Origin of the sequence: Mobilibacterium timonense, assembly GCF_900155555.1 — a bacterium.
Classification (GTDB): Bacteria; Bacillota; Clostridia; order Peptostreptococcales; family Anaerovoracaceae; genus Allobaileyella; species Allobaileyella timonense.
Genome location: NZ_FUHN01000006.1, coordinates 244,539 through 261,931, shown reverse-complemented (window position 1 = coordinate 261,931; position 17,393 = coordinate 244,539). Strand labels below are relative to the sequence as shown.

Genomic DNA, 17,393 nt, shown 5'->3' with positions numbered 1-17,393 from the left:
TGTATCAACATTATGGGCTCACAAAAAGTATGGATAATCAACATTTTGTATATGGACTCTTTTGGTCATATTATACGCTATTTTCTGCACATTGTATAACTGATAACACAGAATGCGATTTGGAGCCAATCGAACCGGGTTATCCGGCCATACAGAGGGATTTGCACTTTTGAGCTGACCCCAAAAAGTTAGATCAAGAATCTAGCGATTGGAGGTCAATCTTTATGTCTAAGTACGATTTTGAATTTAAGAAGAAGGTCATCAATTCTTATTTAAACGGTGAAGGAGGATTCCGGGTCCTCGCAAATAGATACGGGCTTGGTTGCGCATGTGTAAGAAATTGGGTCCACGCATATGAAAGGTTTGGTGATGCGGGACTCAAGCGTCAAACGAAGCCAGAAGTTTACACTTTCGAAAAAAAGCTTTCTGTTGTAGAGTTGTATTTGTCAAGTAACATGTCGTATAGAAAACTGGCTTTACAGGAAGGTATCAGAAACCCAAGCGTGATCACAAGCTGGGTACAGCGTTATCGTGCGGCTGGTCCGGATGCTTTAAAGCCTTACAGGAAAGGTCAAAGAGAAGTATTGGCAAAACAATTAAAAGAACAGAAATTGCAGTCAGCAGAGACAGATATTACTGAAACAGCTGCTGAGTACATAAAAGAACTGGAAAAAGAAAACGAGCATTTAAGGCTGGAGAATGCTTTTTTAAAAGCCGTGAGGAGACTGCGCTTGGAGGACGAAAAGGAAATGAGAGAACGGCGTTCGTCATCCACAGCCTCCGAGGAGAATTCAAACTAAAAGACCTTCTCTCATATGCACATATGCCAAAAGCTACCTACATGTATTGGCAGAAACGCTTTGGCAAGGCGGACCCCGATAAGGAGTTAGTGGAAAAGATCATCGAGATCAAGAAAGAAAATAAGAATTATGGATACCGGCGAATGACAGCCGAGCTGAGGAATCAGGGATACAGAGTCAACAAGAAGAGAGTGCAGCGGGTCATGCAGAAATACGGTCTGCAGGTGACTTCGTTCGGCCGCAAGAACCGGAAATACAACTCCTACAAGGGAAAGGTCGGAAAGACTGCAAAGAACAGGATCAACAGAAGATTCGATACAAGCATCGTGCACCAGAAGATAACCACGGACACCTCAGAATTCAAGTATTACGAGAGGAAACCCGGCGGAAGGATCGTAGCACGAAAGCTCTATCTGGATCCATTCATGGATCTGTTTAATGGAGAAATAATAAGCTTTGGAATCGATAGAAAACCCTCGGCAGAAAATGTAATGAAGGCATTTGATGAGGCTGTAAAGATCACTGCAGATTGCAAATTCAGACGAACTTTTCACTCTGATCAAGGCTGGGCTTACCAGATGAAAGATTATACAAAGAGACTGAAGGATGAACGAATATTCCAGAGCATGTCACGCAAGGGAAATTGTCACGATAATGCTGTTATGGAGAACTTCTTCGGGCTCCTGAAGCAGGAGATATACTATGGAGTGATCTATTACAGTTACGAATCCTTAAAAACTGCGATTGAGAACTATATTGAATACTACAATAATCGACGAATCAAAGAGAAGCTTGGCTGGATGAGTCCGGTACAATACCGACTCAGTCATCAGGCCGCATAAATAAGTTGAGTAGCAGCAATCAAATCTGCTACGCTCTCAGGTGGGAGTATCCCAAAGATTGTGTAAACCTCTGTACTAACGTAAGATTGACTTACGAGTATGGAGGTTTTTTATGGCCAGACGAAGATCAGATTCACCGCAAAAGGCTGCTCTCCGAGAAATGATGAGCAACTATCTGAAAGAGAATGACGTTCACATCAAAGATGGTACAGATGTCAATTCGATCATGAGAGATATGATGTCCATCATCCTGGAAGGTACACTGGACGCTGAGATGAACGAAGAACTCGGTTATTCCAGATATGATTACAAGAACAAAGAAACGGACAACAGCCGGAATGGTTATTCAAAGAAGACCATGCATACCAGCTACGGTGACATGGAGATAGATGTTCCCAGAGATCGAAAGGGGGAATTTGAGCCCCAGGTTATCAAAAAGTATCAGAATACCATTACGCAGGACATGGAAGAGAAAATCATTTCTATGTACGCCAAAGGAATGACAACAGCGGACATCGAGAGCCATATGCGTGATCTTTACGATATCGAGATCTCTGACAGCACGATCAGCAGGATCACGGACAAGATCCTTCCAATCGTCAAAGAATGGCAGGAACGTCCCCTGGAAGAAGTCTATGCGGTTGTTTTCATGGACGCGATCCATTACCATGTACGCAGCGAAGGTCGTATTGTGAAACGAGCCGTTTACATTGCTATCGGTATTGATATGTCCGGCAGAAAAGATGTTCTGGGCATGTACGTTGGGGAAAACGAGAGCGCAAAATTCTGGCTTTCCATCATGAACAGCCTGAAGAATCGCGGTGTGGAGGAGATACTGATCACCTGCGTAGATGGCCTGACCGGGTTCCCACAGGCGATCGAAGCCGTCTATCCGCATGCGGAGGTCCAGCAGTGTATTATCCACCAGATTCGCAATTCTACGAAATATGTATCATACAAGGACTTGAAAAAGCTCATGGCCGATTTGAAAAAAGTGTATGCTGCTCCAGATGAACAGACTGCCCTTTCAAATCTGGATGAATTTGGAGAAAAATGGGACGTCAAGTATCCAAAAATCTCAAAGTCATGGAATGAACACTGGCCGAATCTGGCAACTTATTTCAAATATCCAGAAGCTGTGCGGCGTCTGATCTATACGACCAATACGATTGAAGGATTCAATCGTCAGCTCCGGAAAGTGACGAAATCAAAAACAGTCTTTCCTTCGGACGACAGCCTGCTGAAGATGCTGTATCTGGCGATAATCGATATTACAAAGAAATGGACGGGGCACCGCCAGGATTGGGGGCAGATCCATTCCCAGCTGGAAATCTATTTTGAGGAACGGCTAGAAGGACACAGTTATTAAAAATGCCCAGTCTGGACCTGTTTAAAGGCAGTCCAGACTGGCATTGATACGGGGATTCTGGGCGACACAAAGCCAAAGAGAATCCCCATATTGACATGTAATAATCTTACGTTACAATGCTGTTAAGGTTAGGATGGCCTGAAATGACCGCCTGACCACAGAAATATCAACTTATCTTACGTTAGTAATTTTGAGTTTACACAGACTTTGAAACAGTCTCTCTCAGGTCTAACTTTTTGGGGTCACAACATTTCTCTCTATTCCGCTGTATTTTTTGCTGATTTTACAGCGGAATTTGCGCACTACCTAAAATCCCTCTGTATCGGCTTTGCGAGCTGACATATGAGCAGGTGTGGCCGTACAGAGGGATTTGCACTTTCTCTCTATTCCGCTGTATTTTTTGCTGATTTTACAGCGGAATTTGCGTACTATCTAAAATCCCTCTGTATCGGCTTTGCGAACTGGTCAAGTCTTGAATCGTGTGTAAATTGCCCATCCTGCTAATTGGTTTGAGCAAGTCTGACCCGCCTGTGGCCAGCGTACTGTCCCTTGACTCTGCCCCCGCTCCAGAACTTCTGAGCAAATTTCTGATACCGGTCTTCCAATAGGATAATCATATCGATATCTTTTGTAGCTCTGAAATCCAGTTGTGCTTCAGACATCAGAATATCGCAAGCAGTTCCGCCTATAATTGTGTAGCAGTCCTCATAACCTTCAAAAGATCTTTTGAAGGCTTCCATTCCCATTACAGCCATTTAATATTCTCCATCACTTGTTCTAATTCTCACTGAATGCGCTCATCCGGATCATCACGCAGGGCACAGTACAAAGAAATCGGATCTACTTTTCCATCTCTGGCAAAAAGTTTTGGTGAGTATTTCCATTCCTCCAAACGGATATAGTCATCTGCAGTCTCAAATTTCGGATCAACCATGATATAGTCTTTCGATTTCATGTCATTCTTCCAGATCGCTCTGGTTTTAACTGCAGGTGGATTGAGCATTGACAAAACACTTAGTGCTGTCTCCCCTGCCTCCGGTAGATCCCACATATCATCGGCTTCTCTGACATATGCAATTCGCTGTATCGGATCGATAAGATATGGCTTTCCTGCCTCAAAAAAATCTGCCCCCTGAACCGCCTTACGTATATATGTCTTCGTCCCTTCGGTTTCCTCCAGAGTTACGTCTGCTGCGTTAAGCTGTTTGCTGGCGCGGGTCATCGTGGTATTTGTAACACCAAGTATTTTGGCAGCCCGGGTCTTACTGTATCGATCGCTTTCACTTCCGTATGCCAGAAGCAAGAATAAAGCCTGGGCGGTTGGCGACAGTCTGTCCGCATCTACTGATGCATTATCGTGAAACCGGTTCGTCAGCAGCATCCCCAGAAACGGAAGATAGATCTGATCAGGGATACATACAAATGGTACTCCATTACCAATCAGTACTTCTCTCTGATATCGGGAAATATGCTCGAGTGAAAATGCCACATTCGTTTTAAAATGTCCTTTGTATAATTCGATTTGTCTCTCCAGTTGGCGAATACGAAAGTCGAAATGATCAGGAAGCTCTACAACAACGAATTCGATTCCATCCCCGTGAATGTGATACATCGTCCTGACCGACAGATACAAAGGGAGCCCGGATTTATCCACGACCTGTATCTGTTGCGAAACAGGCCATCTTCATCCGTAGGTGCTATTATAGGTGGCGGTCTAAACATGGCGGAAACAAAAGTCATTGGAGCCCGTGCATATAAGTTCTTTGCTTCAGGCGACACTTCAGCAATGAGCAGAAAAAAACTTACCAGAGAAAAGCAAAACCCCGAAAGTATTGACATTTCAATGCTTTCGGGATCTTTATATTTAATGTTAAGTTATTCCATCTCCACTGTCCCCGGCGGTTTTGAGGTCAGGTCGTAGAATACTCTGTTTACGTGATCTACTTCGTTTGTGATCCTGTTCATTACCTTCTGCAGGATGTCCCACGGAATATTCACTGCCGTGGCTGTCATGAAGTCTGATGTTTCAACGGCTCTCAGAACCACCGCATAGTCGTAGGTCCTGAAGTCTCCCATGACCCCAACGGAACGGACGTTTGTGAGAGCTGCGAAGTACTGGGCCGGCTTCCATGAAGGCTGCTGTCCGTCGTGCGCCTCGGCATACTCCGCCGCGGCCTTATCTACCTCCTCACGGTAAATAGCATCTGCGTCCTGAACGATCTTCACCTTTTCCGCTGTGATCTCGCCGATGATCCTGATGCCAAGGCCAGGGCCCGGGAACGGCTGTCTGTTCACCAGGTAGTCAGGCAATCCCAGCTCGGTGCCGAGCGCCCTCACCTCGTCCTTGAAAAGCATCCTCAGTGGCTCGATGATCTCCCTGAAGTCCACGTGATCCGGCAGTCCGCCGACGTTGTGGTGGGACTTGATCACCGCGGATTTCCCGAGGCCGCTCTCGATCACATCAGGATAGATGGTGCCCTGTACCAGGTAATCCACCTTTCCAATTTTCTTTGCCTCTTCCTCAAAGACCCTGATGAACTCCTCTCCGATGGCCTTTCTCTTCGCCTCCGGCTCCGTGATCCCTGCCAGCTTGTCGTAATATCTCTGCTGGGCGTTCACTCGGATAAAGTTCAGGTCATACTGCCCGTCAGGTCCGAATACGGACTCCACCTGGTCTCCCTCGTCTTTTCTCAGAAGGCCGTGGTCCACGAACACGCAGGTGAGCTGCTTGCCGACGGCTTTTGCAAGAAGAACCGCTGCAACGCTGGAATCCACTCCGCCGGAGAGAGCGCACAGCACCTTGCCATCACCGACTTTTTCTCTGATAGCCTTGATCTGCCTCTCCGCAAAGGACCCCATCTGCCAGTCGTCTTCGCAGCTGCAGATGTCCCTGACGAAGGTGCGGATCATCATGCTTCCCTGAATGGTGTGATTTACCTCAGGATGGAACTGTACTGCGAAAAATCTTTTTTCTCTGTTCTCCATTGCGGCAACAGGGCAGTTTTCGGTGTGCGCAGTTATCTCGAAGCCCTCAGGCACCTGCTGGATATAATCCGTGTGGCTCATCCAGCATACCGTCTCGTCATCTACGCCCTTGAGCAGGCCTTTTTTTCCTGTAACAACAACATCTGTTCTGCCGTACTCGCTGACAGGAGCTGTTGCGATCTTTCCCCCCAGCTTATATGCCATGAGCTGTGCGCCGTAGCAGATCCCCAGGATAGGGAGTCCCAGGGAAAAGACTTCGCTGTCGATGGACGGGGCGCCTTCGAGGTATGCGCTCTGAGGACCACCCGTGAAAATGATGCCCTTCGGGTCGAACTCCCTGATGGACTCCAGTGTCACGTTTTCGTAGCTCCGGACCTCGGAGTACACGCCGCACTCCCTGACTCTTCTGGCGATGAGCTGGTTGTACTGACCACCGAAGTCCACGATCAAAATTTTGTTCTGGGCCATGTTTACTACCTACCTGATATTGCTTCTGCTCTCTTTGAGGATAACGTCGTGTGCTCCGCCCTCCACGATGGATGTGGCAGATACGAGTGTCAGCTTCGCTTCCTTCTGGAGCTGCGGTATGCTGAGAACGCCCACGTTGCACATTGTGGACTTCACCTTGTCCAGAGACAGATTCACGTTATCGTGGAGGGATCCTGCATAAGGAACGTAGGAGTCCACTCCTTCCTCGAACTTCAGCTTCGCGTCGCCGCCCAGGTCGTAGCGCTGCCAGTTTCTCGCTCTTGCGGAGCCCTCGCCCCAGTACTCTTTCACGTAGTTTCCGTTTACCATGAGCCTTGCGGAAGGGGATTCGTCGAAACGGGCGAAGTATCTGCCCAGCATGAGGAAGTCAGCTCCCATGGCCAGGGCCAGCGTCATGTGGTAATCGTATACGATGCCGCCGTCGGAGCAGATCGGCACGTAGATGCCTGTCTTCTCGTAGTACTCGTCTCTGGCCTTTGCAACGTCCAGAACAGCGGAAGCCTGTCCACGGCCGATACCCTTCTGCTCTCTGGTGATGCAGATGGAGCCGCCGCCGATACCGATCTTGACAAAGTCGGCGCCGCTCTCCACCAGGAAGTTGAAGCCCTCGGCGTCAACGACATTACCGGCACCGATCTTCACTTTATCTCCGTAGGTGTCTCTCACCCACTTAAGCGTCCTGGCCTGCCACTCGGAATATCCCTCTGAGGAGTCAATGGTGAGCACGTCTACTCCGGCTTCCACCAGGGCCGGGATCCTCTCCTCATAGTCTCTGGTGTTGACGCCGGCGCCTACGACGTAGCTCTTGTTCTCGTCAAGGAGCTCATTTGGATACTCCTTGTGGGTATCGTAGTCTTTTCTGAACACGAAATACTGGAGTCTCATGTCGTCGTCTATGATAGGAAGCTGGTTGATCTTGTTCTCCCAGATGATGTCGTTGGCCTCAGAGAGGGTGATGCCGGTCTTTCCGCACACCAGCTTGTCCAGAGGCGTCATGAAATCGGATACCTTGGTGTCCTGGGATAGTCTGCTTACTCTGTAATCCTTGCTCGTCACCATTCCGAGGAGCTTTCCGTTGGATGTGCCGTCCTCGGTAACTGCTACTGTGGAGTGGCCCGTCTTCTTCTTGAGGTCCAGGATGTCCGCAAGAGTCTGGTCAGGCCTGATGTTGGAATCTGATGTCACGAATCCTGCTTTGTATGCCTTGGCTCTTCTCACCATCTCGGCCTGGCTCTCGATGGACTGAGAGCCGTAGATGAAGGCGATGCCGCCCTCCTTGGCCAGTGCAACGGCCATATTGTCGTCTGAAACGGCCTGCATTACTGCGGAAACCAGAGGAATGTTCATTGTAATGGCCGGCTCCTCGCCTTTCCTGAACTTCGTCACCGGCGTTCTCAGAGATACGTTTTCCGGTCTTGCTTCTGCGCTGGAGTATCCGGGAATTAACAGATACTCGTTAAAAGTTCTTGATGGTTCCGACAGTACTGTTGCCATTTTGTACCTTTCCTTTCTTTGTGCCTGCTGGTGGTCAGCGTGATTGGTGTGCCAAATTGTTTACTAAGATAGAATAAAAAGAAATAAAAGATTTATATTTACAAAAAATGACGAGTCTGCAGCGCGCACGCGTTCCGGCACTACTGAGCTCATCAGAAAAATGCTAGATTGCGTAAAAGTATAACACAATTGGTGTGTCCGGTGAAGTGCTAAATCCTGCACTTCACGCCGCCATCTCAGGCTCCCGGAAACGCCCGCAGATCATCTTTTCTTTTCCTCCGCCTCGGCCAGCCTGACCAGGCGGCTGGTGCCGAGCCTCGTAGCCCCGAGTTCCATGAAACGGGCCGCATCTTCAAATGATCTGATACCACCGGCGGCCTTGATGCCGATCCTGCCCTGGATCTCTCCGGCCATGAGCCGGATGTCGCCGAAGGTGGCGCCTCCGGTGGCAAAGCCTGTGGACGTCTTGATAAAGTCCGCACCCCCGTCCATCACCGCGTGGCACATCTGCTTCTTTTCCTCGTCCGTGAGAAAGCATGTCTCCACGATGACCTTCAGTATCCTGTCGCCTGCCGCTTCCTTCACCTGGCGGATCTCCTCTGCGGTCTGGCCGATGTTCCCGGCTTTCACCCGGCCCACGTTGATCACCATGTCGATCTCGTCCGCGCCGTTCTCGATGGCATCCCGGGCCTCGAAGACCTTGGACTCCGTGGTGCTGTAGCCATTCGGGAACCCTATCACTGTGCAGGCCTTCACCTGATCCTCGGGCACGCCTTGCTCTTCCTTGAGTTCCCGGAGATAATCCGCTCCGTCTCTGACGTAGCATGGGGGAATGCATACTGATGCGCACCTCCACTTCACAGCCTCCTGGCACAGGATCCTGATGTCGTCCCAGGACGCAGTCTGCTTAAGCAGAGTGTGGTCGCACGCCGACAGTATTCGGGCTTTTTCCTGATCGTCCATTTTTACTTTTCCTTCCTTCTTTTCTCAAGACAGATAACATCATCTCTTGCACTGCTCAGGAGCGGGATCTCCCGGCGGACCTTGTCCACCTGGCCGAGGTCGACCTCGTTGATCATGATGCCCTCTTCTCCTCCCAGCCTGTATATTGTCTCACCCCAAGGGGATACGAGCATGGAATTTCCGTATGCGTGGTATGAAGCCGCCATGTCTCTGGCCGGGGATGTTGCCGCCACGAAGCACTGGTCCTCCACAGCACGCTGGCGGTGCATCAGCTCCCAGTGAGCCGGGCCTGTGGTCATATTAAATGCAGCGGGCACCAGAATCACCTCTGCCCCCATTTTCGCCATGAGCTTACCGAGTTCCGGGAACCTGAAGTCGAAGCATATGCAGAGTCCCATTGTACAGAACTCCGTGGAAAAGACCGTGACCTGATCTCCCGCGGTGAGGGTGTCCGACTCCCGAAAGCTCTGTCCACCCTCCACGTCTATGTCGAAAAGGTATATCTTGCGGTGTTTCGCGATCTGGCGGCCCTGCGGATCGAAGACATAGGAGGTGTTGTAGATCCTTCCCGCGCCGTCCCTCTCCGGCATGGAGCCGGCCACCAGATAGAGTCCGTTGTCACGAGCCGCCCTGCTCAGGCGCTGCCATACCGGGCCGCCCTCTTCCTCGGCGTAGACCGGGAAGTTTTTCGTCTCATACGGGCAGCAGAACATCTCGCCCGCCATTGCCACTTGAGCCTTTCCGCTTACAGAATCGAGCGCCCTCTCGAGCTGCTCCACGTTTTCCATTTTATCTGCCCTGACCTTCTGCTGGATCTGGGCTATGGTGAATCTTCTTGTCTCCATTCTCAAAAAGCCTCCTGTGTGTCATCCGGATCAAGAGATGTGCTTCGACATCTTTTCGAAGATCTTCTCTCTCGTGAGGAGATAGGTGCTCGTCACGATTATACCCGTGATCACCCAGCTCATAGGATACACCGCCATGAGCAGCGTAAAGCTGTGGTGGTGCGGAAATATGGTCACAACGAAGAGTATCCTCAGCAGGCAGGAGCCGATGAGCGTCTCCACCGCCGGTATCATGGACATTCCCATTCCCCTCAGGCAGGCCCCAGGGATCTCGTAGGTACCTGTCAGGAGCTCGAACAGCGCGACAACGCACAGCCTCGTCAGTGCGTATTTCATGACGACGTCGTTAGATGTGAATATGTGCAGGAACGGATATCTCCCGATGAAAAATATCAGGGACATCGCCAGCGTCAGGGACAGGCCCGCCATGGTGGCTCTGATGTATATCTTCCTGCACCGCGCCCTGTCGCCCGCGGCGAAGTTCTGGCTGGTAAAAGTCGTGGCCGCCTGGCCGAAGCCGTTTATCATGAACCAGCAGATGAACTCGAAGTTCTGGGCTGCGGCGGATCCCGCAACGGCGTCTGAGCCGAAGCTGTTTATCGCCGACTGTATCACGACGTTGGAAAGGGAGAACACCGCTCCCTGCAGGCCTGCCGGGAGGCCGATGGCCACCATCTTCCTGAAAATGCCCTTGTCGAACTCCAGCTTTTTACTGAGGTCCAGGCGGAGATAGCCCTTTTCTCTCAAAAGAAACGTCAGGATCATCATGGAGCTGATGATATTGGAAATGGTGGTGGCGAGGCCGACTCCAGCGGCGGCCATGTGCCACACGATCACGAAATACAGGTTCAGAAAGACGTTTACGATCCCCGCCACTATCAGAGCGTAAAGCGGCCTTCTCGAATCCCCGTCGGCCCGGAGTATGGCGCTGCCGAAGTTGTATATCATCACGAATGGCATGCCCAGGAAATAGATCCTGAGATACTGTGTCGCCATTCCTATAACATCAGGCGGGCAGGATATCAGCTTCAGGATCTCCGGAGCCACGATCATGCCGAAGACCGCGAGGAACACCCCGCTCGCAACGGCAACTATCATAGATGTGTTTATGGCCTTCCGGATCCTGTGGTGCTCATTTCTTCCTATGAAGCTGGCCACCACCACGTTGGCTCCTATGGAAAGCCCTACGAAAAGGGTTATTATCAGATTTATTACGGAAGCGTTGCTTCCCACCGCCGCCATGGCCTGGCTGGAAGCGAATTTTCCAGCTACCGCCGTGTCCGCGGAGTTGAAGAGCTGCTGCAGAATGCTCGACAGCGCTATTGGAAGTGCGAGTGAACTGAGTTTTCCCAGTATTGGTCCATTAAGCATATCAATTGAGTGCTTACTGTCCGATGTCATGAATACCTTCCTCTCTGCTATCCGGATAAACTCCTCTTCATTCTATTCGCCATGATAAAATTTTTCAACTTGCACAGGGGCAAAACGAACAGGTTTTTCACAGCGCCCACGCAAAAAACTCCAGCGGATCAACGCTGGAGAAAAAAGTCTGACTTTTGGTGATCACATGAAACTCACGATGTTTTTTCTTATTCTATTTGATCGGAGAAATAGCTTTAAGCTCAGGATCCACGACGTGCCCTTCCTCCAGGAACTGCTTTCCATCCAGCCACACGCTGGTGTTCAGGCAGATCCCGTCGGTGTGGGAGGCGGCATCCTGTCCGGCAGGAGGCGCATCCACAGGGCTGACGTATCCGATGCCCCACTCTGTGCATCCCCATACGCGCTCGTCTTCCACCACGTTCCCGGTCAGGATCGCTCCAGGGTTGAATCCGTAGGCGATGTGAGCCATCTTGAACATTCCCGGATCGTCGAAGCTCTTAAGCCATTCTTCATACTGGGCCGCCTCGCTTCCGCCTTCGATCTTCTGGATCACTCCCTTTTCCACGGTCAGAGAGATGTTCTCCGAAAGCTTCTTGCCAAAAGGCGGCGTCACCGTGCCGTCGAAGACGATCTTTCCGTTAACGGTCCCGAACCGCGGAACGATGTTGAACTGTCCCGGCGCCATCCACATCCCCGGGGCCGAGGCGTCACCGTAGTCCAGCTGCATCAGATGGTCTGGGTCGATCTCGAAGGACACGTCTGTACCGGCCGGCGTGGTCACCCTCATGACTTTCGCTCCAAGATGTTTTTCTCTCGCCGCGATCATGAACTTCTTCAGCTGTTTGAGATCCACAGATCCGATGATGCGGGTGAATACCGCAGCATCGATATCTACGAGGCACATGTAACGCAGTTTTTCGTTGTCCCTCATGGCGTTCTCAAAAGGCGTGGAATAAAGCAGCCACTGGTGATTGAACTCCATCCAGACGTCTGCCGCCGTGAGCACCGCCGACAGCGCCTCTACCGGCAGATCCGGATCGGCGGCCTTTCCCACGCCTCCCGGTGTCGGCATGTTGATGACCAGCAGCTTCGCACCGGCCGCCGTCGCACTGGAGGCCACCGCATCCACCACGTCCTCATAGGAGCAGGTATCCGCAGTGATCACCACGGTCTCCCCTCTCTTCACCTGGAACATGTCCTTCACGAGACAGTCCGCCGCATTCTGCAGCTCATACTTGAACATTTTTTACCTCCCGTATATACCAATACTTTATCAAGAAACGGATCCGCTACAGCCTGTCCGTCAGCTCAGTGTCAACGTAACCCGGCTTATCCTGCGGCCGCCCGATGAGCTTCGTCAGAACTACATAAAGCAGTCCGGCTGCGATGATCCCCTGTGCGAACGGGATGCCGTAAGGTATCAGCTTGATCACCGCATAACCTGCGAGCCATGATACGATCCCGAGCCAGTTGAAGCCCATAGGCATGTGGAAGTTCTCGGGCTTTCCTCTTCCCAGGATCCAGTAGTCCGCCAGGATCACGCCCATCGTCGGCAGGAGCAGGTCGCCGAGGATATACAGGAACGCCTCGAAGTGATCAGCCAGCCCGAGCAGCGCACAGATCGTCCCAAGGACTCCGGAGACCATCGTCGCCAGCCAGCGTTTGTCATCTGCAAGCCTCAGCATGAGGACGGCATTGATGCCGCCTGAATATGCATTAGTCGTGTTCGTCGTCCACGTTGCCGCGATCAGGACTATCATTCCCAGTATCGGCAGCCCCACCATGACAAATACCTGTGTAAGGTCGTACTGCTGTGCGACACGTGTCATGATGGCTCCCAGAACGACCATGAGGATCCCCGCCGGCGAAACGCCGAGAACGCTGGAGAGGATCGTGTCTCTCCTCGTTCTCTGAAAACGAGTGATATCCGAAGCCGCCAGGCACCCTGCCGCCATGAAGCTGACGGTCAGGACGATCCCGTCTGCGATAGTCATGCTCGGGTCCGCAGGGTCATTGAACAGATTGCCCGTGCCGAATTTGCGTACAGCCAGGACCGTTCCCACGATCGTGATCACAAACAGAGCAGGTACCGAGATCCTGTTCAGCCAGTCCAGTGCGTTGATGCCATATACCGCGGTGACCAGCATGATAAGTCCCCATATCGCCATGCTGGCCTGAGGCGGAAAGTCCGCTCCCGATGACGATTTGATCAGGTTTGAAAACGCATTTCCGCAGACGCTCGTCTGCACCGCGAACCATCCTATCATCGAGATGAAGATCAGCGTGCTGATTACATAGCGGGTACCCGTCCTGCCAAATCCTGCGATCGCAGTAACGCAGGTCGGGCGGCCGATGTCGCTGCCGATCACTCCCATGAGGCAGAACAGCACCGCGACTACGATATACCCGATCACGCCAGATATGATAGCGTTTTTAAAGGACATCGCCTCGACGAGCATTCCCCCCAGCATCAGGCTCGGAACGCAGATCATGATCCCGGCCTGGATCATCGCCACATCTATCCAGCTCTTTCGTTCCTCCATGGGAACTTCCGCCAGGGTCGTGGTCTCCATGCCGCCCCCGGCCTTCTTCATCTCATCCATAATACCCTCCGATTTGCGATATTCAAAAAGCGCGTTGCTTTAACGCGCTAAAGTATTATACCGTATTGTGGGGCAAATGGCTTTGTCTTTTTCAATAAAATCTTACACATTATTTTATACAATATCACCAAGTAATGCCGCCGATCCACCCTGGCCATCAGTCCAGCTTCATGTCGCCGTCTTTTACCCAACCGGCTTTTCTGAGAAAGCCGTTTATCACGAGCGACAGTACCGCCGGCAGGACGAAGGAGATGAGTATGAGTCCGGCCCAGTCCATACCCGTGATGGCGGCCTTGGTTCCCGCGGCAATGTCCGCCACCCATCCACTGTAGACTCCGATCTGTCCCACGAAGCCGCAGGTGCCCATGCCGGAGGAAACGGCGGCTCCGTTCATTTCAAGGTGGAAAAGGCATGTGGCCATCGGTCCTGTCACCGCCGAGGCAAGAGTCGGGGCTATCCAGATCCTAGGGTTCCTCACGATGTTGCCCATCTGGAGCATGGACGTTCCAATGCCCTGGGAGACCAGACCTCCCCACTTGTTGTCCCTGAAGGATATCACCGCAAAGCCTATCATCTGTGCGCAGCATCCCGCCACCGCAGCACCGCCGGCGAGGCCAGTGAGATTGAGCGCCGCGCAGATGGCCGCCGAGGATATCGGAAGCGTGAGAGCGATGCCCACAACGACGGACACTATCATTCCCATGAGGAACGGCTGCTGCTCCGTAGCCCACATGATGACGGCCCCCACTTTCATTGCCGCGGCCCCCAGCGCCGGCGCCCACCAGGCGGAAAGCGCGACGCCCAGACCTATTGTCACGAGCGGTGTCACCAACAAATCTACCTTCGTCTCCTTGGAAACGGCTTTTCCCACTTCTGTTGTGACGATGGCCACGAAGAGCACGGCCAGCGGCCCGCCCGCTCCTCCGAGGGCATTAGAGGCAAAGCCCACTGCTATCATGGAAAAGAGCACCAGCGGCGGCGCCTGCAGCGCGTAGGCTATCGCACAGGCCATGGCAGGTCCGCTCATGGCGGAAGCGAGACCTCCCACCGTATACTCTATTCCTCCAACGGTGGCCACCGGGTCACAGAGTACCCGTATGCCGAACTGGGTTCCTATGGTGTTGATTATCGTTCCGATCAGCAGCGAGCAGAAAAGGCCCTGGGCCATGGCGCCCAGGGCGTCGATCCCGTATCGCCGGAGGGATATCTCTATGTTTTTGCGTTTGAGAAACTTTCTGAAATTTTCCATATGAGTGTCATGCCTTTCTGTTGATGTTCTGGTAGGTGGCGCTGCGGTGCGCAAGATACTGCGATCGCACAATGAAGCTAAGCGCTGTGGATCGCAAGACGCAGCGAATTGGCGGGCTGATCAGATGAACTCTTCCTGCCCGTAGATTCTGTGGATCGCGAAACGTCGCGTGCCAACGGGATCTAACTGTCTTGTCACATGTTATGTCATAGTACACTACCAGGAATGTGCATGTCAAATGCGAATTCGTGCTGATGTGGCCGACCTCAAGGCTGTCAGATGGCATGATCGTGAACTTAATTGAAAACTATTAGAATCCGGATGGAGCAGATCTCAGATCTGCAAAAAAGTCAATATACAGTTCCATAGAATTTCTGCTAAAACGATGAGTACAGTTGTCAGATCCTCGAAATAATATTTATGCAGAATCCTGATTCCACTCCACATGCCCGTTTTTCGGCGTTTCCCCTGGAATTTTTGGGAATAGTTGAGATGCTGAGGCTCAGAGATCTACAAGGTGTCTCACAGTGCGGTCACAGTAAGGTAGATATTTATTCTGCTGTGACCAAATCGTGTGATGTTTATGGTACAGGCTATGGCAAATATCGCACGATGTGAATATGTATGTAGTAATAAGGATAAACACACTAGATTGTACGCTCATGTACTTTTTTCACGTGATAAACGGCGGCAATTTTCCAGGGAAACGCCGAAAAACAACAATTTTTACTGGAAAAGCATGTGTTCAGATCAGCAGACAGCCCGCAAATGCCGCGGCAAACCTAAAAGCTTCGTATAATCCCATCCTTTCGCAACTGCTAAGTGCTGGCGCCTCATGCTCATTGCCGATAACTTTACGATAATATTAATTTGGTATTGTTACAATAAAAGTTTTATGGTATTATCTCAGTGATTTGACGATAATATTTTATAATTCGTTATTTGTGAGGATGGAGAGATGAAGAGAAAGACTAAAAAGTACCTGGCCACATTTACTGCGGTAGCTACGGGAGCCGTGTTTTTCATGGCTATGGACATCATTCAGCCTTACGCAGACGCTGATTGGGTCCAGCAGGCTCAGTTTGGCCACGTGGTATCGGTGGCAAAAACAAGTTCTGCTGAGGCAGCAGATACAGTAGGTGTTTTCCTGGAAAACGCCACCACGACGATCGCCGATAAGTCACAGCCGGCCGTTCAGATCCTTTCCAAGGCGGCGGACAGCGCCGGGCTCAGCGGGCTTTCAACAGCCACAGCCTCCACAGATGAGGGGACTGAGACATCAGAGGCTTCCTCTGATGGAGTTATCTCCAGCACGGATGTGGCGACGGTAACAACAGGCTCCAATACGGCCCTGAGTTCCTGCAAGGCAGTGATCGAGACCAGCGTGAACGCACCGCTCAACGTTGCCGAGGCCGCAAAGGAAGAATCGGCTAAGAACGAGAGCAATGGCCAGAGTTCCGGCACGACCAACCAGGAGACACAGACCAGCGGATCCACGACGTCCGGTTCTTCCGGTCAGTCTGCTTCTTCTGACAGCACGGCCGCACAGGATGCTGCTGCGCAGAAGGCCGCTCAGGAAGCCGCTGCCAAGAAGGCAGCAGAGGAAAAGGCTGCTCAGGAGGCCGCGCAGAAGGCCGCTCAGGAAGCCGCTGCCAAGAAGGCAGCAGAGGAAAAGGCTGCTCAGGAGGCCGCAGCTCAGAAAGCTGCCCAGGAAGCTGCTGCTAAGAAGGCAGCAGAGGAAAAGGCCGCACAGAAGGCTGCTCAGGAAAAGGCCGCTCAGGAAGCCGCACAGAAGGCTGCCCAGGAAAAGGCCGCTCAGGAAGCCGCGCAGAAGGCCGCTGCACAGAAGGCTGCCCAAGAAGCTGCTGCTAAGGCCGCTACACAGAAGGCCGCTCAGGAGGCCGCTCAAAAGGCTGCGGCTCAGAGCACCGCACAGAAGCGCCTCCATCTGGTCGCTTTTGCTAAACAATATGTAGGTTACCCTTACAAGTGGGGCGGCACCGACCCTACAAAGGGTGGCGCCGACTGCTCCGGATTCGTTTACTACGTGTACAGGCACTTCGGATACAACGTGCCAAGACTGGGATTCGAGAACAAGTACACGAGGGTCTCCTTCAGCGACCTGCAGCCGGGAGACATCATCCGCTACGACACCCACTATACGATCTACATTGGAAACAACCAGGAGATCAGTGCAGAGAACGAGAGAAACGGCATACAGATCAGGACGCTGAGCTTCAGGTTCGGAAGAAGGATCTGCGCATGCAGAGTCATCGTCTAGCTACGGCACACGGTGATCGAAGCTGAATCGTTCAAAAATTGAATGATCGGGTAATTGAAAGAAGCTCATCCGATGGCCAGAGAGGCTGAA

At 51.7% G+C, this 17,393-nt stretch carries 13 protein-coding genes; 3 read left to right on the top strand and 10 right to left on the bottom strand.

What is annotated here, in order from left to right; genetic code table 11:
• The first annotated feature begins 224 nt into the window (after positions 1-224).
• Positions 225-1,642 (top strand): IS3 family transposase gene (locus tag BQ7382_RS09395; protein WP_144082062.1). Its coding sequence is split into 2 segments (ribosomal slippage): positions 225-789 and positions 789-1,642, totalling 1,419 coding nucleotides; the frame shifts between segments, so codons are not numbered across the junction.
• A 160-nt stretch (positions 1,643-1,802) separates the two neighbouring features.
• On the top strand, positions 1,803-3,011 hold the full coding sequence (locus BQ7382_RS02115) for an IS256 family transposase (protein ID WP_162840634.1): 1,209 nt from the start codon (positions 1,803-1,805) through the stop codon (positions 3,009-3,011).
• A gap of 500 nt (positions 3,012-3,511) precedes the next feature.
• On the opposite strand, the gene BQ7382_RS02110 is transcribed toward BQ7382_RS02115, so the two are convergent.
• The 10 genes from BQ7382_RS02110 to BQ7382_RS02065 form a co-directional block, all read right to left on the bottom strand.
• Positions 3,512-3,766, bottom strand: coding sequence for a hypothetical protein (locus tag BQ7382_RS02110; RefSeq protein WP_205408156.1), 255 nt, complete (start codon positions 3,764-3,766; stop codon positions 3,512-3,514).
• Positions 3,767-3,795: 29 nt separating this feature from the next.
• Complete coding sequence (locus BQ7382_RS02105; RefSeq protein ID WP_144082061.1) at positions 3,796-4,623, bottom strand: hypothetical protein; 828 nt, start codon at positions 4,621-4,623, stop codon at positions 3,796-3,798.
• A 263-nt stretch (positions 4,624-4,886) separates the two neighbouring features.
• Positions 4,887-6,464, bottom strand: coding sequence for a glutamine-hydrolyzing GMP synthase (gene guaA, locus BQ7382_RS02100; RefSeq protein WP_077390485.1), 1,578 nt, complete (start codon positions 6,462-6,464; stop codon positions 4,887-4,889).
• Positions 6,465-6,473: 9 nt separating this feature from the next.
• Positions 6,474-7,979, bottom strand: coding sequence for an IMP dehydrogenase (locus BQ7382_RS02095; RefSeq protein ID WP_077390484.1), 1,506 nt, complete (start codon positions 7,977-7,979; stop codon positions 6,474-6,476).
• Positions 7,980-8,240: 261 nt separating this feature from the next.
• Positions 8,241-8,942 carry a deoxyribose-phosphate aldolase gene (gene deoC / locus BQ7382_RS02090; RefSeq protein ID WP_077390483.1) on the bottom strand — a complete coding sequence of 234 codons (702 nt, stop codon included), beginning with the start codon at positions 8,940-8,942 and terminating at the stop codon, positions 8,241-8,243.
• A gap of 2 nt (positions 8,943-8,944) precedes the next feature.
• Positions 8,945-9,787, bottom strand: coding sequence for a carbon-nitrogen hydrolase family protein (locus BQ7382_RS02085; RefSeq protein WP_077390482.1), 843 nt, complete (start codon positions 9,785-9,787; stop codon positions 8,945-8,947).
• A gap of 30 nt (positions 9,788-9,817) precedes the next feature.
• The gene (locus BQ7382_RS02080) at positions 9,818-11,158 is read right to left on the bottom strand and encodes an MATE family efflux transporter (protein ID WP_077390656.1); all 1,341 of its coding nucleotides are present in this window, start codon (positions 11,156-11,158) and stop codon (positions 9,818-9,820) included.
• 223 nt (positions 11,159-11,381) lie between these two features.
• A complete protein-coding gene (locus BQ7382_RS02075; protein ID WP_077390481.1) occupies positions 11,382-12,413 on the bottom strand; it encodes a M29 family metallopeptidase in 1,032 nt (343 codons plus the stop codon).
• Between the two features lie 46 nt (positions 12,414-12,459).
• Positions 12,460-13,773, bottom strand: a complete 1,314-nt coding sequence (locus tag BQ7382_RS02070; protein WP_077390480.1) for a cytosine permease — start codon at positions 13,771-13,773, stop codon at positions 12,460-12,462.
• 157 nt (positions 13,774-13,930) lie between these two features.
• Positions 13,931-15,022, bottom strand: a complete 1,092-nt coding sequence (locus BQ7382_RS02065; protein ID WP_077390479.1) for a PTS transporter subunit IIC — start codon at positions 15,020-15,022, stop codon at positions 13,931-13,933.
• 958 nt (positions 15,023-15,980) lie between these two features.
• Between BQ7382_RS02065 and BQ7382_RS02060 the strand changes: the two genes are divergently transcribed.
• A complete protein-coding gene (locus BQ7382_RS02060; RefSeq protein ID WP_077390478.1) occupies positions 15,981-17,303 on the top strand; it encodes a C40 family peptidase in 1,323 nt (440 codons plus the stop codon).
• Positions 17,304-17,393: the final 90 nt, after the last annotated feature.